The sequence below is a fragment of the Klebsiella pasteurii genome (assembly GCF_018139045.1).
Lineage (GTDB): Bacteria > Pseudomonadota > Gammaproteobacteria > Enterobacterales > Enterobacteriaceae > Klebsiella > Klebsiella grimontii.
Genome location: NZ_CP073236.1, coordinates 1,822,702 through 1,841,332 on the forward strand (window position 1 = coordinate 1,822,702; position 18,631 = coordinate 1,841,332).

Here is an 18,631-nt window from a genome sequence, read left to right on the forward strand (position 1 = left end):
CTTACAGCCCTTTTTTCGCCAGCTCTTCTTTAAAGTTGTCGCGGGTAATCAGCACCACGTCGGTTACCGCGGTGAATTTCGGCGGTTCAACGTCTTTCGTTACCCAGTTGTAAAGCATCTCGCTGGTTTTATAGCCGTGAATATCCGGGCTTGGTAGCAGAGAGCCGTAGAAACCGGTGGCCTGTGCTTTAGAAAGCTCGTTCACCGCATCAACGCCGTTAATACCGATACCGATAACGTCAGGGGCTTTAAAGCCCTGGCCTTCGGTCGCGCGCACGCCGCCCAGCACGGTATTGTCGTTCATGCCGACGATAAGCCAGTGCTTAACATTAGGATGTTGAACCAGCATGGAGTTACCGGCGTCAAAGGCGCCGGGGATGTCGTTAGATTTGGTTGGTACGCGATAGATTTGTTGCTCCGGGAAACCGGCGGCTTTCAGCGCATCAATAGATCCGCTGGTACGGCGGCGGGCGGTATCCAACTCATCGGCAGTGATAGCCATAACCGCGGTGTCTTTTACATCCCATCCGCGTTTTTGCATCTCTTTATAGAGCTCCTGCCCCTGACGCGCGCCGATTTCGCTGGCCGCCATCATTACCAGCGGTACGCTGTCCATCGGTTTGCCTTTGGCGTTGACGAACTGGTCATCGACGGTAATTACTTTCATATCATAGCCGCGTGCTTTGGCGACAATAGCCGCCCCGAGTTTCGGGTCCGGGGTGCAAATGACGAAGCCCTTGGCTCCGCTGGCTGCCAGGCTATCAATCGCGTTAAGGGTTTTTTCGCCGTCGGGAACCGCGATTTTAATCACATCGAAACCTAAATCTTTACCGGCCTTATCGGCAAATTTCCACTCTGTTTGAAACCATGGCTCTTCAGGCTGTTTCACCAGAAAACCCAGCTTAAGCGTCTCAGCCATAGCTGATTGTGACATAACTGCGGCAAGACCAATCGCCGCCAGCGCTTTAGTAAATTTGTGCATGGTAAACTCCAGCTTTAATTCGCTTTTATGTAGGGAAAAATATGACTTAAAATTTTTATCGGACGAAAAACAAGGCATTAGGAAAATGTCAACCATGAGTGCCGTTGTTTAAATAGTATTAACCGGAAATTATTTCTCCATACGAGAGCCCAATCACATCGCGGAATTACAGTAATTGCGTACATATAAACAGCGAAAAAAGACATAAAAAAAGCGCTAATTGTCAGACAATTAGCGCAGGCCGTAGCAATATTCTCTATATCATCAGCAGAGTTATCCCTGGAGAGATCGCCATTGGCAATAAATGTGCTCCGCATGAAGGCGAACAGGCGCCTCGTCCCCCAATAAACGGGCGGCGACGGTGAACGAAAAATCAAATACGTGCCCTAACCCTTTACCACTGATCAAATTCCCGTCTTCCACCACCGCCTGGTCAACGTACTCGCCGTCGGAGACGTCTTGCCATAACTCTCCCGAACAGACGTAGCGACGCCCCTTCAGCAGACCGTTGCCGCCGAGGACTCTCGCGGCCGCCGAACAGATTGGGCAGATCAGCTTTCCCGCTTTATCGTGGGCCGAGATAAACGTCACGACGTCCCGACTGGCGGCCAGATTCACGCTTCCCTGCGGACCGCCAGGCAGAACCACCGCGTCGTATAGCGTGCCGGCGCGTTCCGTTAGCGTGCTGTCCGCCACCATGGGGATATTATGGTAGCTCACCACCGCGCGCGACTCGGCGCAGGCGAGTAGTTCAACATCGAGGTGCAAGCGACGAAGAATATCAATGACCACAATCGCTTCGCCTTCCTCAAAACCCGGCGCCAGCAGCACCGCAACTTTTTTCATTTCCGTCTCCTTCTGATAGCCTGGTAGCAATAATGTGTTTACAAACACAGCGTTTTTTAAATTAACGTCATCATCTGCTCTTTGTTACATGAGACCAAACGACCCCGCTGATTTTCTTACTCGCAGGCTACCACAATAAAGAACGATTAATCACTATTTTTAAAATGCAATTTCATTAACATAATTAGCACTACTATTAATTAATTATCGATCGAGATAAAAATACATAAAATCATCCAGATAAATTTAAATATGCTGCTAAAACCTTAGCGTTTTACCTGACAAAAAATCATTATATAAAGATATCTACCGATGCTGTAACTTAATGTAAATATCAGGCATTGAGAGTTTTCTCAATTGAGACATAGCGCTATTCTATATCCCTTGAGATAAGAAATTTAATAGACAGGCATATGCAGGAAGACTGAATATTATTATTCAGAGCTATCTTCATGTGTCCAATAATTTCTACGCAGCCCTGATACAGATGCGTCAGGACATGACGCCAGCCCCTCCAAAGAGAATAAGGATATTTATATGGTCGTTCCAGGAATGGTTCAAAAGCTGAATAACCAGATGAATCTTGAGTTCCATACCTCAAATTTATATCTACATTTGAGCGAATGGTGTACTCAGCACCGGTTGAACGGTACCGCCACTTTTCTCCGTAACCGAGCGCAAGCCAGCATAACGCAGATGATGCGGGTCTTTGATTTTATGAAAAAATCAGGCGCCTGGCCCGTTGTGAAAGCGGAAGGAACCTACAGCACTGAATGTTCGTCCCTGGAAGATCTCTTTAGCAAAACCGTCGAAGATTATCAGCAGCGCAGCAGCATACTCTCCGGCCTGGCTGAGGAGGCGAAGACACAAAGCGATGCGCCAACCCTGCGCTTTCTGACCCTGCTTGCGGAACAACAGAATCAGGATGGCATGCTGCTGGAGACGATTCTTAACGAAGTACGCCATGCGCAAAAAGTCGGGACCAGCGAACAACAAACCGATCGTCACCTGCTCGGTCTGGTCAGCAACCAGCGAGGTTAACCCCATACTGCCGGGGATATGTCGCCTGTTCACACCCGCACTCGCTTTATCCTACCTCCCCTGCTCACCATCTTTTTCGGCGCTTCGGCGCCGCTTTTTATTCCTGAAAAGCATTAAAAAGTTTTAACCAGATCTCATTCCCGCTCAGCCGGTGGAATTAGCAAGGCATTGGTGATCTGGATCACGTTTAAAGCTACGAGTTAATAATATAAAAACAGTGTTTCAAAAATTTAAAACACGGAGTTTATTTTAATGGCAAGATATACGGCTTCAGCCCCGCAGGGGCTGCAGGGAAGACCCATTTTGTTACGCCATCAGTTAGCCTACGGCGGCGGGAATTTACTGGGAAGCGGCGCACTGGCGATCAGCGGCGCATGGCTGCTCTACTTTTATACAACCTTCTGCGGGCTGACGCTGATCGAAGCCTCCTTTATCTTTTCCGTCGCCAGTATTATTGACGCGATTAGTAACCCGCTTATGGGTTATCTCACCGATAACTTTGGCAAAACGCGGCTGGGTAAACGCTTCGGTCGTCGCCGCTTCTTTTTATTGATTGGCATTCCGCTGATGATGTTCTACCCGCTGCTGTGGGTAGAAGGCCTCGGTTTCTGGTACTACCTGTGCACCTACGTCGTCTTTGAAATCATATATACATCGATTATGGTCCCCTATGAAACATTGGCGACCGAAATGACTGACGATTTCTCACTGCGTTCGAAACTGACCGGTTACAAAGCGATTTTCGGCAAACTGGCCAACTTTCTCGCGGCATTTATCCCCGGACAATTCATCCTCCTGTATGGTAAAGAATCCGCCACCCCGTTTTTTCTCACCGGGCTGACCTACGGCGTTATTCTTATCGTGGCCATCTCCTGCCTGTGGTGCTGCAGCTGGGAGCGTCCCCGCGAAGAGGAGATAAGCAAGGGAGAGAAAAAGGGGCTGTTCAATACTCTGCTCATGCTGGCGAAAGATATGCGCTCAACATTTTACCTGCGCGTATTCCGCAAACACCTGGGCATGTATCTCTGCGGCTTCGGTGCCGAGTGGCTTTTTGCCTCGATCTTCACTTACTTCGTTATCTTCGTGCTGCAGCACGATCCGGCGATGGTGGCCGGGCTCAACAGTCTGAACTCCATCCTGCAGCTGGTATCAACCGCCCTGTTTATTGGCCTTTGCGTGAAGAAAGGTTTCAGTAAACCGTATATTCTGGCGCTGAGCGTGGTTATTTTTGCCGTTCTGCTCTACACCTCGCTGTGGTTCTTCCATCTGCCGGCACATCTGGCCACCATCCTGATGTTTGGTATTACCGTACTCTTCGGCCTGGGCACCGGCGGCGTATACTATATTCCCTGGACCGTTTACACCTTTTTGGCGGATGTCGATGAAATCTATACCGGCCGTCGCCGCGAAGGGATCTATGCGGGAGCCATGACCTTCTCCGGTAAAATTTTGCGCTCTATCATCGTCTTTTCCATGGGGGCGATCCTCAGCTTCTACGGATTCCAGTCGAAGGCGCATACGCAGCCTGAAAGCGCGGTCACTGCGATTGCGGTGGTGTTCTGCGCGGGCGTGATTCTGCTGGCGCTGGCAGCCATTGTGTTCAGTAAGCAGATGAAACTCGATCGCAAGGCGCACCTGGTGGTATTGCAGGAAGTCGCGCGCATTAAGGCAGGTGGTAAGATTGGCGATATCGCGCCGGACGTTCGCCTTATCGTGGAAGATTTAGTCGGCCATCGCTACGAAGAGTGCTGGGGCAACAGCAAGCTGTTTAAAGACACGCAGGAAGGCGCCATTCAAACCGCAGTATCCCACTAAACCGTTATAACGCCCCGCTATCACAATGATGACGGGGCTGACGCAGCTAGTGCGCTTCTTCCTGCGGGGTGAATTTCAGTTCAATCAGCGCGATGGCCTTTTGTACCGCCCGCAGGGTCACCGGGTCAGCCGACGCCGGGTGGCCGGCAAAATCGATCGCTTTCAGTTGGGTGGTCATTTTTTCGCGCACCTCGACAGGGGCGATAATATCAATGACATCGAGGATCTGTTTGATGACTAACTGGCAGGCAACCACGTCAGAGACCAGCTCGTCGTGTTCGGTAAGATGTTGAGACATTTTTCACTCCTTTTTTCAGGAGCGTAATAGTAACCTAAATCGTGAAATATAAAAAAACCTGCCGCAGCAGGTTTTTTATCAGAACATACCGCCAGGCGGTACGTCTTTGAAGGTTTTACAGTAGTTTTCAAACATGCTTTTCAGGATTTTGCGCAGCTTCATGGTTGACTCCATTTTTTGTTATGCAGGTGTTAATGTCTTTACGGCTATAATATGACTCACATCACAAAAATCAATCAGAACGTGCGATAAATCACCCATTTTTTACAAAAATAATTTAATTATTAAACAACACTGAGCGAAATCGGAGAGTTAAGCACTGAACGCTCCGGACAAGTCTGCGCTCTCTTTGCTATGGCAGCGACACAATAATGAGTACAAACACCTCTTCCAGGGATGAACGTTCTTTTTCAGCACCTGCGCTGCTGGTGGCTGGCGCGTTTTTTATGGAGTTTCTCGACGGCACGGTGATTGCCACCGCCCTGCCCGACATGGCGAAAGATTTTGGCGTGACAGCGGTCGACCTCAATATCGGGATTAGCGCCTATCTTATTACCCTTGCGGTCCTGATACCGGCCAGCGGCTGGATCGCCGATCGTTTCGGCGCGCGGAAAATCTTTACTCTGGCGCTGGCGATATTTACCCTGGCTTCGGTGTTTTGCGGGCTGTCGACCGATGTTGATGTGTTCGTCGCGATGCGCATTCTTCAAGGGGTAGGCGGCGCGCTGATGGTACCCGTTGGCCGGCTGGCGGTGCTGCGTACCACACCGAAGCATCAGCTGATTAAGGCGATTGCTACCCTGACCTGGCCGGCGCTGGTCGCGCCAATTATTGGCCCGCCGCTGGGCGGATTTATTACCCGCTACGCCAGCTGGCACTGGATATTCTTTATTAACGTTCCGCTCGGGCTTATCGCTATCGCCCTGTCGTTGCGCATCATTCCCAATATTCGCGAAGATGAGCGACGCCCTTTCGATCTGTCGGGCTTTCTTGCCACCTCGGTGGCGATGGTTAGCCTGGTTGCCGCCATGGAGCTTCTCGGCGAGCGCCAGCCTCTGGGCTGGCAGAACCTGGCGCTGCTGGCGTTAGGCCTTGGCTGCATGCTCTTCTCGCTGCGGCATTTCCGTCGAACCGCGTGGCCAATGGTGCGCCTTGATGCCCTACAGATCCCCACCTTCAGGGTCACCATGTACGGCGGTTCCCTGTTCCGCGCTTCCATTAGCGCCGTGCCGTTTCTGCTGCCGCTGCTGTTCCAGGTCGGATTTGGTATGGACCCTTTCCACTCGGGGCTGCTGGTGCTGGCCGTGTTTGTCGGCAACTTAACCATCAAGCCCCTCACAACGCCGCTGATCCGCTGGTTGGGCTTTCGCCGACTGTTGCTGATTAACGGCGCATTAAACGTTTTGTCGCTGCTGGCCTGCGCCTTTTTAACCCCGCAAACGCCGGTTTGGCTGATCGTTGTGATTCTCTATCTCGGCGGGGTCTTTCGTTCTATCCAGTTTACCGGCATCAGCACGCTCGCGTTTGCCGATGTACCTGCCACGCAAATGAGCTATGCCAATACCCTGTTCAGCACCGCTTCACAGCTGGCCGTTGGGCTTGGGATCACGCTCGGCGCGATTGGTATTCGTCTTGGGGAAGCGTTGAGCGACTGGTTTATGCTTTCTCATCTGCCGGGCATCAGCTTCCGCCTGTCGTTTATTTTTATTGCGCTGATTTGCCTGGTAGGAATGATTGATAGCCTGCATCTGAACAGAGAGGCGGGTAGCAGCGTGTCGAACAAAAAGAAATAACGAAAGAAAAGGCCAGCAGCGCTGGCCTGGCAAATTTCATACTGACCGGATATTAACCGACGATCTGGCGAACGAACGCTTCGATCTCTTTATCCTGGCAGTTCTCAAAGAAACACTGCTGGAAACGAGGGCCAGAAACGGCAGTTTTTACCAGCTCCGGATCGATGGCGCGCAGCGTATCCAGGTAGTTCTCCTTAACAACCGCAGCTTTGACCGTGTTCAGGATCCCGGCGTTACGCACCTGAGGCTCTTTACGCTCCGGCGGATAGCCTTCGCCATTACGGCCGGTGAAGGCTTTTTCAAAGATAAAGCGGACGTTCAGCTCTGCGCCCCAGCCAAACCCTTTCGCAAACGGCAGAGAAAGCGCGTTACCGTTGTTGATCTGCGCAAACAGGAAGGCATCCGCAGGATCGATGCAGTAGCCGCAAACCACGCCCGGGTGAATATTCAGCGACATCAGCGCGCCCTGGCCCGTGCCGCAGCCGGTCACGACAAAGTCGACCGCTTTCGAATTCAGCAAGATGCTGGCCATGATACCCAGATGGATATAGGTCAGGTGATGGTCGTTTTCATCGCTCATCCCGACGTTGTAAACCGGGAAACCTTTCTCGTCAGCAACGGCGTTTAATTCATTGAGGATGATGGCGTTTTTGTTCGCCTGGCTGTTTTCCATCATCAGTGCGATTTTCATGCTTTACTCTCCTGAATGCTGTGCGGATACTCCCGCGATAGTTCGTTAGCGTTGCTAAGAACAATACTACCTTACGAACATACTTTCAAATTTTATGAAAAGTTGTTTTATAAACTGCATCTCGCCTCACACTTTTGACTTCCATCCCCTGGCGGTAAGGCGTCCCCCACACTTATCCGCGTCATACGAATCCCGCCGCGGCCGCCGGGCGCGTCTATTTTTACCGCTAAATTTGGCTCGCCGTTTTTTCACATGAAATATTAAATTAAAACCATTCTCATTATTTTTAAATCGCCAATGCGTGTTATTCCCATTTGCATTATTAATAAATAATTTTATTAATTTACTTTTTGCAAATAAATTAATAACAAATTATAGTGAGCGCACAATAATCCTTAACTCTATTTTCCCGGAGCAGCCTGATGCTAAAAACTGAAATGATCGATAAGCTGAATGCGCAGATGAACCTTGAACTTTATTCTTCTCTGCTTTATCAGCAAATGAGCGCCTGGTGCAGCTACCACAGTTTTGAAGGCGCCGCCGCGTTTCTGCGCCGCCACGCACAGGAAGAGATGACCCATATGCAGCGCCTGTTCGACTACCTGACCGATACCGGTAGCCTGCCCAGCATCACCGCTATAGCTTCGCCGGTTGCAGAATATACCTCTCTGGATGAGCTGTTTCGCGCGACCTATGAACATGAACAGTTGATTACGCAGAAAATTAACGAACTGGCCCATGCGGCGATGACCAGTCAGGATTATCCAACATTTAATTTCCTGCAGTGGTACGTTGCTGAACAGCACGAAGAAGAAAAACTGTTTAAATCCGTTATTGATAAACTGTCCCTCGCCGGCAAAAGCGGCGAAGGCCTGTATTTTATTGATAAAGAGTTGGCAACGCTCGATACGCAAAATTAATAAATACGGCAGCGAGGCTCAGCGCTCGCTGCCAGATTAATGACGGCAAATTTTACTTTCGTGCGTATTAAAGCCTTCATCAGCGGCAATAAACTTGCCTTTTTTCTGCAAAAACGCCACCAGCTCCGCCGCGCTCAGATTTTCCGCCGAGCAGGTATGGAATCGAGCCTCTTTCCCGAAACGGACGATAATCGCCGCTTCCAGCGTTGCAACAGTATAAGACTCGCCTGATGAAATCATCATTTGCAGCACTTCGTGACCATGTATTGATGGCATAACCCCTCCCGTAAACACCGAAGAGTAAACCAGCCGCAGCGGCAGGTTATTGCGCCAGCGCAGCTTTAGCGCAAACCCTTTGGGATTGTAAATTTATCATTACACCATCTGTAACCCTCATTTGACGAACTCACTGATTTCACATACTCTGCGCGGCATAATTTATTGTGTATTCCGTGATGGATAGAGAAAAGCGTGAAGAACCGCACTCTGGGTAGTATTTTAATCGTTGCCGGCACCACCATCGGCGCCGGGATGTTAGCAATGCCGTTGGCATCAGCGGGCGTCGGTTTCGGCGTCACGTTAGGTTTGCTGATAACGCTGTGGGCGCTGATGTGTTACACCGCTTTACTGCTGCTGGAAGTGTATCAACACGTGCCGGCGGATATGGGGCTGGGTTCGCTGGCGGCTCGCTATCTGGGGCGTTACGGGCAGTGGGCCACCGGTTTTTGCATGCTGTTTCTGCTGTACGCGCTCACCGCTGCCTATATCAGCGGCGCTGGCGAGCTGCTGGCTTCAAGCCTCAATCAGTGGCTGGACTGGCGCCTGCCTCCCGCGGCAGGTGTCCTGATTTTTACCGGGATCGGCGGAACGGTAGTGTGCATCGGGACCTCGCTGGTCGATCTTTTTAACCGCTTTTTATTCAGCGCAAAAATTATCTTTCTCGCCATTATGCTGGCTCTTCTCCTGCCGCATATTCACCAGATAAATCTGCTGACTCTGCCACTACAGCAAGGACTGGCGCTATCGGCCATTCCGGTGATTTTTACTTCCTTTGGTTTTCACGGCAGCATACCCAGTATTGTGAGTTATCTGGGCGGAGATATTCGCAAGCTGCGCCGGGTATTTGTCATCGGGAGCTTTATTCCCCTGGTCGCCTATATTTTCTGGCAGCTAGCGACGCTTGGCAGTATTGACTCCACGGTATTTACCGCGCTGCTGGCAAAAAATGCCGGGCTTAATGGCCTGCTGGAAGCGATCCGTGAAGTGGTTGCCTCTGCGCACGTTGAACTGGCGGTACATTTGTTTGCCGATCTGGCGCTGGCGACGTCGTTCCTCGGCGTGGCACTTGGGTTGTTCGACTATCTGGCCGATCTGTTTCAACGCCAGGACAGCGCCGCAGGACGGATACAGAGCGGTCTGATTACCTTTTTGCCCCCTCTGGCCTTCGCGCTATTTTATCCACGCGGCTTCGTGATGGCGTTAGGTTACGCGGGCGTCGCGCTGGCCGTGCTCGCGCTCATGCTGCCTTCGCTGCTGGTCATGAAGAGCCGTCAGCAGCACCCCAATGCCGCATGGCGAGTGGCGGGCGGTTCTCCCGCGCTATGGCTTGTTCTACTATGCGGAATCGGCATTGTCGCGATTCAGTTTGCGATAGTCGCAGGCCTGCTGCCCGCGGTGGGGTAAAAAAAGAAGGGGCCGATTTAGCCCCCTTCTTTTATTTCACTAAACAGCACTGCTTGTATTTCTTACCGCTGCCGCACGGGCAAGGATCGTTGCGCCCAATCTTCGCCTCATTTCTGATGGGCTGCTGAACTTCCGCCGGTTGCGCGTGCTCAGTCCAGTAGTTGTATAGCGCCAGGGCCGCAGGACGAATTCGCTCAACGCTGGCAATAAACGCTTCGGCGGATAATTCATCAAGCGCCTCGAATCGCTCCTCGGTACCGTGCAGGGCGATGACGTCCAACTCCGGCTGCAGCGCAGCCGGCAGCGCGGACCAGTCGCTCAATCCTACTCCGCGCATATAGCCGAAGCACCACTCTTCAACAATCGTAAGCTCCTGCCCTTCCTCTTCCCGGCTGCCAAACATCGGCTCGAACTGATCGGGATAATCGCTTAAACGCTCGGCGATATCGCTCATTTGCTGCAGCGTCAGGTTCACAAAACGATCCCGTTCGCGATCGTTGGCCCAGCGCGGCACGTTATCCGCTCCGCCCCAGATAGCCATCAGCCACTGCGCAGGCTCAATCTCCGTCGGCCCGGAGAGAATGGCCGTCAGCAGCCCATCAAGCTCGGCAACGTCCATGATAGTGCCTTCAACCGCGTATTTCGACAGGATATCATCCAGCCATTCAACTTCGCTTTCGTTCAGGGGTCCAGTTTTCATAAACAGGCTCATCGTCGTAAAAAATGGCGCTTACAGTAGCGGAAATAGCGAGAGAAAACCACCCGGCTACTGAAGGTTCAGGCTGCGCAGCGTCTCAGCAATCTCGCTAAAGGCCTCCGGCGAGAGCGGTAACAGCGGGCGCGGTAAGCAATCCTCAGCGCAAATACCGAGGATCGTCGCTGCGGCGGCAATGACCCGCAGGCTTCCGCCATGCTTGCGGAACAGCATCCACAGCGGCTCCAGCCTGGCGCTTATCGCCATCGCCCGCTGGGCCTCGCCCCGCGTCGCGGCTGCCACTATCTCTTGGGCAACGTTCGGAAAAAGTCCGCCGCACACGGAATACCATACTGCACAGCCGGCGTTCAGCCCATCGGCCGCACAGGCGTCTCCGCTAATCCCAATAGACACCCCGTCCGGGAGCTGTCGCCGCAGGCTCTGCACACGTTGCGCGACTTCATGGCTGGCAGGTCCGGGTATTTTAATTGAGGCAATTCCCGGCAGCGCGGCTATCGCGCTTTTGAGCTCATCGGACAGAGAAATATGGGTAGTAACTGGATTGTCGTAAACGCAAACGGGTACTGAGACATGGCGACAAACGGTCTGGTAAAAAGTTAAAATTTCCTCATCTGACAGGGGCTGATAAGCCATCACCGGCAGGAGTAGCGCGTTCGCACCTGCCCGCTGGGCATCGTCTGCCAGACGAAGAACCTGATCGGTTCCCACCGCCCCGATCCCTACCATCAGCGGCACCGAGCCGGCATGCGATTTTGCCTGTCGGACAACCTGCATTCTCTGCTCACGGCTGAGGTATGCGTAGCTTCCCGTCGAGCCGAGCACGCCGAGCGAATCGACAGCAGCGTCAACGAGATGAGTAACAATGCGAGCAAAAGCGGTTTCATCAACGACGTGATGATTGAACGGAGTCAGAGGAAAAGCGCAAAGGCCAGTAAACATTTCATCCCCACTTATTGAGATAATGATCGAGTGCTGGCAAATAGTAGCAACAGAAATTTGTTTTGTCCTATGACAAAATAGAGTGAGGTGACGTTGAGGGACTAAAGGGACATGGTGGAAAAACAAAAAAACCACCCGTAGGTGGTTTCACGACACTGCTTATTGCTTTGATTATTCTGCTTTATCCCAATGGTACCCGGAGCGGGACTTGAACCCGCACAGCGCGAACGCCGAGGGATTTTAAATCCCTTGTGTCTACCGATTCCACCATCCGGGCTCGGGATAGAAATTGGAGGCGCGTTCCGGAGTCGAACCGGACTAGACGGATTTGCAATCCGCTACATAACCGCTTTGCTAACGCGCCTTAATGCTTTAACACCCGCAACTGCCGATGTTCTAAACTGGAGCGGGAAACGAGACTCGAACTCGCGACCCCGACCTTGGCAAGGTCGTGCTCTACCAACTGAGCTATTCCCGCATCATCAAGCTAATTTGCTAATTACTTGATTTTGTTATCGTCTGCCAGACTGTGCTGCCGTTCGATGCGTTGCATTCTACTTACCTGGCGCAATGAGTCAACGATATTTTTTAAAACCTTGTGTTGTTTGCTGAAAATTGCGCCGAAACGATCACTGATCAAGCAAATCGCCGCGCGCCGCGTTCAAATATTGCAGCATAGACCATAGCGTCAGCACTGCCGCCACGAGAAACAGACCAATTCCCGCCCACTCGACCCAGATATTTGGCCGCCACAGCATCCACACCAGCGCCGCCATTTGCGCGGTGGTCTTTACTTTGCCTATCCAGGATACCGCAACGCTGCTGCGCTTGCCCAGTTCAGCCATCCACTCGCGCAGTGCGGAGATAATAATTTCACGAGCGATCATCGTGGCGGCCGGTAACGTCACCCACCAGGTATGATAATGCTCGGCAACCAGGACCATCGCAATGGCAACCATAACTTTATCGGCAACCGGATCGAGAAAGGCACCGAAACGGGTGCTCTGATTCCAGCGACGCGCCAGGTAACCATCGAACCAGTCGGTCACGGCGGCAACAAAGAAAATCAGCGCGCAGGCAAAAGGCGCCCAGGTAAACGGCAGGTAAAACGCCAGTACAAAGAAAGGAATAAGAATGACGCGAAACAGGGTAAGCAATGTAGGGATATTAAATTGCATAGTAACGGGTAACTATCTGTTGTAAGTAAAAATTAGCCCTATGTTGCTACAGAGCCCCTAATGTTTCAACGAGTAGAAGATCTTTTCTGCCAGACCGTGAGATATACCCGGTACTTGCGCAATTTCTTCGACGCTGGCTTTCTGCAACCCCTGCAGACCGCCCATATATTTCAGCAGCATCTGTCGGCGTTTGGGTCCGACGCCCTCAATGGTTTCCAGCGTGCTGGTGCTTTTTACTTTTGCCCGTTTCTTACGGTGGCCGGTAATGGCATGATCGTGCGACTCGTCGCGAATATGCTGAATCACATGCAGCGCGGGAGAATCCGGCGGCAGGCTAAAACCCTCGCCTTCTGGTTCGAAGAATAACGTCTCCAGCCCTGCTTTACGATCGCTGCCTTTTGCCACGCCCAATAGTAGAGGATGATTTTTATCCCACGGCACATCAAGTTCGGCAAAAACCGCTTTCGCCTGCCCAAGCTGGCCTTTACCGCCGTCGATCAGAATGACATCGGGGATTTTATTCTCTTCTATTGCCTTGCCGTAACGACGACGCAGAACCTGGTTCATCGCCGCATAATCATCTCCCGGCGTGATGCCGGTGATATTGTAGCGGCGATACTCCGCTCGTAGCGGTCCGTTGCTATCAAAAACCACGCATGACGCAACCGTTTGTTCACCCATCGTATGGCTGATATCAAAGCATTCCATCCGGTTGACGGCAGGAAGCTTGAGCAATGTCGCCAGCGCCCGCAGGCGTTGGGTAATCGTCGAATGCTGGGAAAGTTTGGTGGTCAGCGCGGTCGCGGCGTTAGTTCGCGCCAGCTTCAGGTAGCGGGCGCGATCGCCGCGGGGTTTAGTCTGTACGTTAACCCGCCTCCCGGCCAGTTCCGAGAGCGAATCCGCCAGCAGGGTTTTGTCGCCGAGGTTAAAATCCAACAGGATTTCGCCCGGTAGCGTACGCATCTGGCTGCCCTGTAAATAGAACTGCCCGACAAACGTTTCCACCACTTCACCCAGCTCGGTGCCATTGGGCACTTTAGGGAAATAGCTGCGGCTACCAAGAACTTTCCCCTGGCGTATAAAAAGCACGTGGACGCACGCCATTCCAGCATCAAACGCCACGCCGATAACGTCCAGATCGTCCCCGGTATTGGAGACGAACTGCTTCTCCGTTACCCGGCGTACGGCCTGAATCTGGTCGCGGATCCGCGCCGCCTCTTCAAACTCCAGCGCCTGACTCGCTTTTTCCATACGGGCAATCAGCTGGGTCAGCACCTGATCGTCTTTACCCGCAAGGAACAGACGCACGTAGTCGACCTGCTGGGCATACTCTTCCTCGCTCACCAGTCCGGCGACGCACGGCCCCAGACAGCGGCCAATTTGGTACTGCAGGCACGGCCGAGAACGGTTGCGATAGACGCTGTTCTCGCATTGGCGGATGGGGAAGATTTTTTGCAGCAACGCTAACGTTTCGCGAACCGCGTAACCGTTAGGGAATGGGCCAAAATATTCACCTTTAGCGTGCTTCGCCCCGCGATGCGTCGCCAGGCGAGGATGCGTATCGCCGCTAAGGAAAATAAAGGGATAGGATTTATCATCGCGCAGCAGCACGTTGTAACGCGGCTGGTATAGTTTGATGTAGTTGTGCTCAAGCAGCAACGCTTCCGTCTCGGTGTGGGTCACCGTGACGTCTATCTGGGCGATAAGCGCCACCAGCGCTTCGGTTTTACGCGAAGCCAGGTTGCTACGGAAATAGCTGCTAAGCCGCTTTTTCAGGTCTTTCGCTTTGCCTACATAGATGACAGTACCGCCAGCATCATACATCCGATAGACGCCCGGCTGGCTGGTCACTGTTTTCAGGAAAGCTTTTGCGTCAAAAACATCACTCACTGACTTGCTAACGACTCCGCATTGCACAGGCCATGGCGAATTGCCAGGTGCGTCAGCTCCACGTCACCATGAATATTCAATTTACTGAACATGCGGTAACGGTAGCTGTTCACGGTCTTCGGACTCAGATTCAACTGCTCTGAGATCTCGTTGACCTTCTGACCTTTGGTAATCATTAGCATAATCTGCAATTCTCGCTCAGACAAACTGGCAAACGGCGACTCCGCCTTTTCCGGTTCGATCTGGCTGAGAGCCATCTGCTGGGCGATATCAGAGGCGATGTAACGCTGGCCCGATGCCACGCAGCGAATTGCATTCACGACCTCCTGCGGCGCGGCGCCTTTACTAAGGTAGCCAGCAGCACCGGCCTGCATCACTTTTGCCGGCAGCGGGTTTTCCGTATGCACGGTAAGCATAATCACTTTGGCGTCAGCAACGGAACGGGCAATTTTTCGCGTAGCCTCGAGGCCGCCGATACCCGGCATGTTCATATCCATCAGGACTACATCTACGGGATTCGCGCGGCACCATTTCACGGCATCTTCACCGCAGCAGGCCTCGCCGGCAACTTTAATCCCTTTTATATCTTCCAGAATGCGTCGTATCCCTGCGCGCACCAGTTCGTGGTCATCAACAAGAAGGACGTTGATCAAAGGAATATTCTCCAGAATTAGGGATAACGCTACTGATAGCTTATCTCCCACATATTACCGGGTTTTAACCTAATTTTAAAAGCCAAAAAATGTTCTGGGAAAGATTTCTTACGCAGCGATGGAAATTTGTCTGCACACCTGCTGGAAAGCCATACATAACATAGAGTTGTGCAATAGTTATTTTTTAACATTCATCATACAGATTACGTAAAAACACAACACAATGCGTAGGCCATAAATAAGCGCCTGAATATGTAACAATTATTAACACGAAAACAGCACCATGAAAAAATTAACCCGCTTAGCCCTCATGAATACGTATTATTCAGTCAATTAAATCATTCACCATTCGGATGAAAGAACGGAAATCCAGCACTCCTTTTTTTTCCTTTGCTTGTGGTATACTGCGCCGCCTTCACTTTTAGTCATGCGCATTTGCGCAGAAAGCAACCGAGGATATCGATGAGCACACCAGATTTTTCCACTGCGGAAAATAATCAAGAACTGGCACAGGAAGTTTCGTGTCTGAAAGCAATGATAACGCTGATGCTGCAGGCCATGGGTCAGGCTGATGCAGGCCGCGTGATTATTAAAATGGAAAAGCAAATCGCGCAGATGGAAGATGAGGCTCAGGCTGCCGTATTCTCCAGCACCGTTAAGCAAATTAAACAGGCATATCGTCAGTAATCATTTACCGGCTGAAGGTATTACTAACAGCCGGTCTTACGTCTGGCACGCAGAACACCAATGAGATCAAATTAGGCCCGTCGCCACGGCATAGCAGGCAATTTGGGTTTTGTTTGGCGCATTGAATTTTCGCTGCATATTCTTCTGGTGGAAATTGACGGTATTTTCTGAGATAGACAGAATCATTGCGACCTCAGCCGAGGTTTTCCCTTCTGCTGTCCATTTCAAAATTTCCAGTTCACGTCGACTAAATTTCATTTCCGGCGGCATAACCATCTCGTCCTCCAGACGCAAGAGCGTCAGCAGGCTCAATTCGGTTAGGGTTCTTAAGCGCATCTCCAGTTCGTCTTCCGCAAAGGGGCCCTGGCTATGGCTTGCGCCTGAAACCGACAGGAATCCCTGAGCATGGTTAGGCAGGGTCAGACACTGCGTCACGCCCTTGCGTAATCCATGGTCGCGCGCGCCGTTCCATAATTCAGGCGTATCGTTGAATAGCTTATCGTTCCAGGGCAAATGGCCACGAAGAAAATTCTCCTTACGCAGTACCGGGTCGATCGCAAAATAATTCTCGGCTTGATAATGCGCCATCCAGGCCTGCGGATAAGTTGATTGCAGCGTGACCCTGGGGCGAGTAAAAGGCACAGGATGCCTTACGCAGAGTGCGAAGTAGTCATATTCCAGCCCTTTTGCCTGCTGCTGGAGAAGATGAAAAACCCCCTCACCTACAGAAACTGACTGAAATTGTTGCAGCATTTCCCGCCGCCAGCTGAAAAAATCATTGTCCCTCATAACTGACCAAATAACTCCTGAGTGATAATCATTATTATAAATACATAAAGCTAACACATAAATCCTGCTTATATGTATAAAAAATGGTAGCCACCGCATTTATTAGACTGCGGTTGGCAAAAGCGCCAGACGCGTTAAAAAATTATGCCAATTGATGTGGCACAAAACCTTGACAGAGGTATCGTCGTTGATGAGCGCCAATATCTGGGGAGGCTTTTTTGCTGAACAACCGGAAATTCTTCGCGGTCTGCCGCATCCGCCTGAGCGAATGCGGCCAGCGCAAGGAGATTATTGCATCAGGAATTTTTCGAGGAACTGTCGAGTACGCGCCTGCTGAGGATTAGCAAACAGGGATTTCGCTTCTCCCTGTTCAACGATGCGCCCCTGATCCATAAAAATAGCGCGGTCCGCTACGTCGCGGGCAAAACTCATTTCATGGGTCACGATAACCATCGTGCGCCTCTCCTGCGCCAGTTGACGAATGGTATTGAGAACCTCACCGACCAGCTCCGGGTCTAACGCCGACGTTGGCTCATCAAACAGAATAACATCGGGACGCATCGCCAGCGCGCGAGCAATCGCCACGCGCTGCTGCTGCCCGCCGGACAAACGGCGCGGGTAGCTATTCTCTTTACCAGTAAGCCCAACTTTCGTGAGCAGTTCACGCGCCCGGGCAATGGATTCATTTTTATCCTCCCCCTTGACGATGACCGGCCCTTCGATAATGTTTTCCAACACCGTACGATGGGGAAACAGATTAAAGTTCTGAAACACAAAGCCCACATGCTGACGCAGACGACGAATCGCCGCTTTTTGCTGGTTAATGCTGCGCGCGGCATCAATCGTCACGTCGCCTACGCGAATCGTGCCGCTTTCCGGCTGCTCCAGGAGATTAATGCTGCGCAGCAGCGTCGTTTTCCCCGAACCGCTGGGACCGATGATCGCCACCACTTCACCCTGTTGAACCTCAAGGTCGATACCGTGGAGCACCGTTTGACCATGGAATTTTTTCACCAGGTTTTTGACTTCAATCGCACTCATTTTGGATCTCGCTCCTGGCGGTTCAGCTGATTTTCAAAATAGTTCTGCAGCGTAGAAAGCACCGTCGCCATTACCCAGTAGATAAGCGAAGCGGCCAGGTACATGGTGAAAACCTCCAGCGTTCGGGAAGTGATCAACTGGGCCTGGCGGAACAGTTCCGGCACCTGGATCGTAGCCGCAAGCGACGTATCTTTCACCAGGCTGATGAAACTGTTGGACAGCGGCGGTAGCGCCACGCGCGCGGCCTGGGGAAGAATAGCGCGGCGCATCGCCTGCCAGCGCGTCATCCCGATACTCGCTGCCGCCTCCCACTGCCCTTTATCAATCGAGGCAATCGCTGCGCGCAGCGTTTCCGCCGCGTAGGCCGCCGTATTAAGCGACAGGCCGATCATCGCCGCGGGAATGGGATCCAGCTCAATACCAAACTGCGGTAAGCCGTAATAGATCATAAACAGCTGCGCTATCAGCGGCGTTCCGCGAAAGATGGAAATATACATCCGCGCCAGCCACTTAATCGGCCAGACGGGCGACATGCGCATCAGCGCCAGAATAAACCCCAGCACCAGGCCAAAAAACATGCCGCCGATGCTGAGCTGTAGGGTAAATACCGCACCTTTCAGCAGAAAAGGCGCAGAATCGATCACCAGTTGGATACTTTCTTGCATTCTAT

General features: G+C 51.9%; 20 protein-coding genes and 3 tRNA genes. 6 read left to right on the top strand and 17 right to left on the bottom strand.

Translation table 11 applies throughout. The annotated features are described in order from the left end of the window. Nucleotide 1: 1 nt before the first annotated feature. Nucleotides 2–982, bottom strand: a complete 981-nt coding sequence (locus tag KCG39_RS08575; protein WP_004122082.1) for an arabinose ABC transporter substrate-binding protein — start codon at nucleotides 980–982, stop codon at nucleotides 2–4. 273 nt (nucleotides 983–1,255) lie between these two features. Next, nucleotides 1,256–1,828, bottom strand: a complete 573-nt coding sequence (locus KCG39_RS08580) for a DJ-1/PfpI family protein (protein WP_004122083.1) — start codon at nucleotides 1,826–1,828, stop codon at nucleotides 1,256–1,258. Between the two features lie 537 nt (nucleotides 1,829–2,365). Here KCG39_RS08580 and KCG39_RS08585 point away from each other — a divergent pair. Both KCG39_RS08585 and KCG39_RS08590 read left to right on the top strand, forming a co-directional pair. After that, on the top strand, nucleotides 2,366–2,869 hold the full coding sequence (locus KCG39_RS08585; protein ID WP_004122084.1) for a non-heme ferritin-like protein: 504 nt from the start codon (nucleotides 2,366–2,368) through the stop codon (nucleotides 2,867–2,869). Nucleotides 2,870–3,172: 303 nt separating this feature from the next. Next, nucleotides 3,173–4,684, top strand: coding sequence for an MFS transporter (locus KCG39_RS08590; protein WP_177447596.1), 1,512 nt, complete (start codon nucleotides 3,173–3,175; stop codon nucleotides 4,682–4,684). Between the two features lie 46 nt (nucleotides 4,685–4,730). Here the strand turns inward: KCG39_RS08590 and KCG39_RS08595 are convergent, their stop codons facing one another. Together KCG39_RS08595 and azuC are read right to left on the bottom strand one after the other, a co-directional pair. Continuing rightward, a complete protein-coding gene (locus KCG39_RS08595) occupies nucleotides 4,731–4,982 on the bottom strand; it encodes a DUF2766 family protein (protein WP_142468193.1) in 252 nt (83 codons plus the stop codon). A 78-nt stretch (nucleotides 4,983–5,060) separates the two neighbouring features. Then, a complete protein-coding gene (azuC, locus tag KCG39_RS08600) occupies nucleotides 5,061–5,144 on the bottom strand; it encodes a stress response protein AzuC (protein WP_004136622.1) in 84 nt (27 codons plus the stop codon). Between the two features lie 209 nt (nucleotides 5,145–5,353). On the opposite strand from azuC, the gene KCG39_RS08605 reads away from it, so the two are divergent. After that, nucleotides 5,354–6,775 (top strand): MFS transporter, encoded by a 1,422-nt coding sequence (locus tag KCG39_RS08605; protein ID WP_142468194.1) that lies wholly within the window; start codon nucleotides 5,354–5,356, stop codon nucleotides 6,773–6,775. Nucleotides 6,776–6,827: 52 nt separating this feature from the next. On the opposite strand, the gene KCG39_RS08610 is transcribed toward KCG39_RS08605, so the two are convergent. Then, on the bottom strand, nucleotides 6,828–7,466 hold the full coding sequence (locus KCG39_RS08610; RefSeq protein ID WP_004122087.1) for an RpiB/LacA/LacB family sugar-phosphate isomerase: 639 nt from the start codon (nucleotides 7,464–7,466) through the stop codon (nucleotides 6,828–6,830). Between the two features lie 422 nt (nucleotides 7,467–7,888). Here KCG39_RS08610 and ftnA point away from each other — a divergent pair, with 422 nt between their 5' ends. Continuing rightward, nucleotides 7,889–8,386 carry a non-heme ferritin gene (gene ftnA / locus KCG39_RS08615; RefSeq protein ID WP_004122089.1) on the top strand — a complete coding sequence of 166 codons (498 nt, stop codon included), beginning with the start codon at nucleotides 7,889–7,891 and terminating at the stop codon, nucleotides 8,384–8,386. A 36-nt stretch (nucleotides 8,387–8,422) separates the two neighbouring features. Here the strand turns inward: ftnA and KCG39_RS08620 are convergent, their stop codons facing one another. After that, nucleotides 8,423–8,662, bottom strand: coding sequence for a YecH family metal-binding protein (locus tag KCG39_RS08620; RefSeq protein ID WP_004122091.1), 240 nt, complete (start codon nucleotides 8,660–8,662; stop codon nucleotides 8,423–8,425). A 195-nt stretch (nucleotides 8,663–8,857) separates the two neighbouring features. On the opposite strand from KCG39_RS08620, the gene tyrP reads away from it, so the two are divergent. Continuing rightward, nucleotides 8,858–10,069: a tyrosine transporter TyrP gene (tyrP, locus tag KCG39_RS08625; RefSeq protein WP_211811583.1), complete on the top strand. Its 1,212-nt coding sequence runs from the start codon at nucleotides 8,858–8,860 to the stop codon at nucleotides 10,067–10,069. 31 nt (nucleotides 10,070–10,100) lie between these two features. Here tyrP and KCG39_RS08630 read toward each other — a convergent pair whose 3' ends face one another. The 8 genes from KCG39_RS08630 to uvrY form a co-directional block, all read right to left on the bottom strand. Continuing rightward, entirely contained in the window at nucleotides 10,101–10,769 is a 669-nt protein-coding gene (locus tag KCG39_RS08630; RefSeq protein ID WP_004122096.1) for a YecA/YgfB family protein, read from the bottom strand. Nucleotides 10,770–10,835: 66 nt separating this feature from the next. Beyond that, complete coding sequence (locus KCG39_RS08635; protein WP_004122098.1) at nucleotides 10,836–11,723, bottom strand: dihydrodipicolinate synthase family protein; 888 nt, start codon at nucleotides 11,721–11,723, stop codon at nucleotides 10,836–10,838. Nucleotides 11,724–11,913: 190 nt separating this feature from the next. Continuing rightward, a tRNA-Leu gene (locus KCG39_RS08640) sits at nucleotides 11,914–12,000 on the bottom strand. 13 nt (nucleotides 12,001–12,013) lie between these two features. Next, nucleotides 12,014–12,087: transfer RNA gene (locus KCG39_RS08645), tRNA-Cys, on the bottom strand. Between the two features lie 38 nt (nucleotides 12,088–12,125). Next, nucleotides 12,126–12,201, bottom strand: a tRNA-Gly gene (locus KCG39_RS08650). Between the two features lie 151 nt (nucleotides 12,202–12,352). After that, nucleotides 12,353–12,901 (bottom strand): CDP-diacylglycerol--glycerol-3-phosphate 3-phosphatidyltransferase, encoded by a 549-nt coding sequence (gene pgsA / locus KCG39_RS08655; RefSeq protein ID WP_004122100.1) that lies wholly within the window; start codon nucleotides 12,899–12,901, stop codon nucleotides 12,353–12,355. 57 nt (nucleotides 12,902–12,958) lie between these two features. Then, the gene (gene uvrC, locus KCG39_RS08660; protein ID WP_004122101.1) at nucleotides 12,959–14,791 is read right to left on the bottom strand and encodes an excinuclease ABC subunit UvrC; all 1,833 of its coding nucleotides are present in this window, start codon (nucleotides 14,789–14,791) and stop codon (nucleotides 12,959–12,961) included. After that, nucleotides 14,788–15,444 carry a UvrY/SirA/GacA family response regulator transcription factor gene (gene uvrY, locus KCG39_RS08665; protein WP_004122102.1) on the bottom strand — a complete coding sequence of 219 codons (657 nt, stop codon included), beginning with the start codon at nucleotides 15,442–15,444 and terminating at the stop codon, nucleotides 14,788–14,790. Before uvrY ends, uvrC begins: the two co-directional genes overlap by 4 nt. A gap of 462 nt (nucleotides 15,445–15,906) precedes the next feature. On the opposite strand from uvrY, the gene KCG39_RS08670 reads away from it, so the two are divergent. After that, nucleotides 15,907–16,131 carry a DUF2594 family protein gene (locus KCG39_RS08670; RefSeq protein WP_004122104.1) on the top strand — a complete coding sequence of 75 codons (225 nt, stop codon included), beginning with the start codon at nucleotides 15,907–15,909 and terminating at the stop codon, nucleotides 16,129–16,131. Nucleotides 16,132–16,197: 66 nt separating this feature from the next. Here KCG39_RS08670 and sdiA read toward each other — a convergent pair whose 3' ends face one another. The 3 genes from sdiA to tcyL all read right to left on the bottom strand — a co-directional run bounded on the left by sdiA (nucleotide 16,198) and on the right by tcyL (nucleotide 18,626). Beyond that, nucleotides 16,198–16,920 (bottom strand): quorum-sensing transcriptional regulator SdiA, encoded by a 723-nt coding sequence (gene sdiA / locus KCG39_RS08675; protein ID WP_004122106.1) that lies wholly within the window; start codon nucleotides 16,918–16,920, stop codon nucleotides 16,198–16,200. 288 nt (nucleotides 16,921–17,208) lie between these two features. Further along, on the bottom strand, nucleotides 17,209–17,961 hold the full coding sequence (gene tcyN / locus KCG39_RS08680) for an L-cystine ABC transporter ATP-binding protein TcyN (RefSeq protein ID WP_004122108.1): 753 nt from the start codon (nucleotides 17,959–17,961) through the stop codon (nucleotides 17,209–17,211). Further along, nucleotides 17,958–18,626, bottom strand: coding sequence for a cystine ABC transporter permease (tcyL, locus tag KCG39_RS08685; protein WP_004103458.1), 669 nt, complete (start codon nucleotides 18,624–18,626; stop codon nucleotides 17,958–17,960). The genes tcyN and tcyL overlap by 4 nt, the downstream gene beginning before the upstream one ends. Between the last annotated feature and the right edge of the window lie 5 nt (nucleotides 18,627–18,631).

Bases quoted from the DNA above. Each gene is read 5' to 3' on its own strand.
- KCG39_RS08575 (WP_004122082.1), bottom strand. From the start codon at position 982: ATGCACAAATTTACTAAAGCGCTGGCGGCGATTGGTCTTGCCGCAGTT.
- KCG39_RS08580 (WP_004122083.1), bottom strand. From the start codon at position 1,828: ATGAAAAAAGTTGCGGTGCTGCTGGCGCCGGGTTTTGAGGAAGGCGAA.
- KCG39_RS08585 (WP_004122084.1), top strand. From the start codon at position 2,366: ATGGTCGTTCCAGGAATGGTTCAAAAGCTGAATAACCAGATGAATCTT.
- KCG39_RS08595 (WP_142468193.1), bottom strand. From the start codon at position 4,982: ATGTCTCAACATCTTACCGAACACGACGAGCTGGTCTCTGACGTGGTT.
- azuC (WP_004136622.1), bottom strand. From the start codon at position 5,144: ATGAAGCTGCGCAAAATCCTGAAAAGCATGTTTGAAAACTACTGTAAA.
- KCG39_RS08605 (WP_142468194.1), top strand. From the start codon at position 5,354: ATGAGTACAAACACCTCTTCCAGGGATGAACGTTCTTTTTCAGCACCT.
- KCG39_RS08610 (WP_004122087.1), bottom strand. From the start codon at position 7,466: ATGAAAATCGCACTGATGATGGAAAACAGCCAGGCGAACAAAAACGCC.
- ftnA (WP_004122089.1), top strand. From the start codon at position 7,889: ATGCTAAAAACTGAAATGATCGATAAGCTGAATGCGCAGATGAACCTT.
- KCG39_RS08620 (WP_004122091.1), bottom strand. From the start codon at position 8,662: ATGCCATCAATACATGGTCACGAAGTGCTGCAAATGATGATTTCATCA.
- KCG39_RS08630 (WP_004122096.1), bottom strand. From the start codon at position 10,769: ATGAAAACTGGACCCCTGAACGAAAGCGAAGTTGAATGGCTGGATGAT.
- KCG39_RS08635 (WP_004122098.1), bottom strand. From the start codon at position 11,723: ATGTTTACTGGCCTTTGCGCTTTTCCTCTGACTCCGTTCAATCATCAC.
- pgsA (WP_004122100.1), bottom strand. From the start codon at position 12,901: ATGCAATTTAATATCCCTACATTGCTTACCCTGTTTCGCGTCATTCTT.
- KCG39_RS08670 (WP_004122104.1), top strand. From the start codon at position 15,907: ATGAGCACACCAGATTTTTCCACTGCGGAAAATAATCAAGAACTGGCA.
- sdiA (WP_004122106.1), bottom strand. From the start codon at position 16,920: ATGAGGGACAATGATTTTTTCAGCTGGCGGCGGGAAATGCTGCAACAA.
- tcyN (WP_004122108.1), bottom strand. From the start codon at position 17,961: ATGAGTGCGATTGAAGTCAAAAACCTGGTGAAAAAATTCCATGGTCAA.
- tcyL (WP_004103458.1), bottom strand. From the start codon at position 18,626: ATGCAAGAAAGTATCCAACTGGTGATCGATTCTGCGCCTTTTCTGCTG.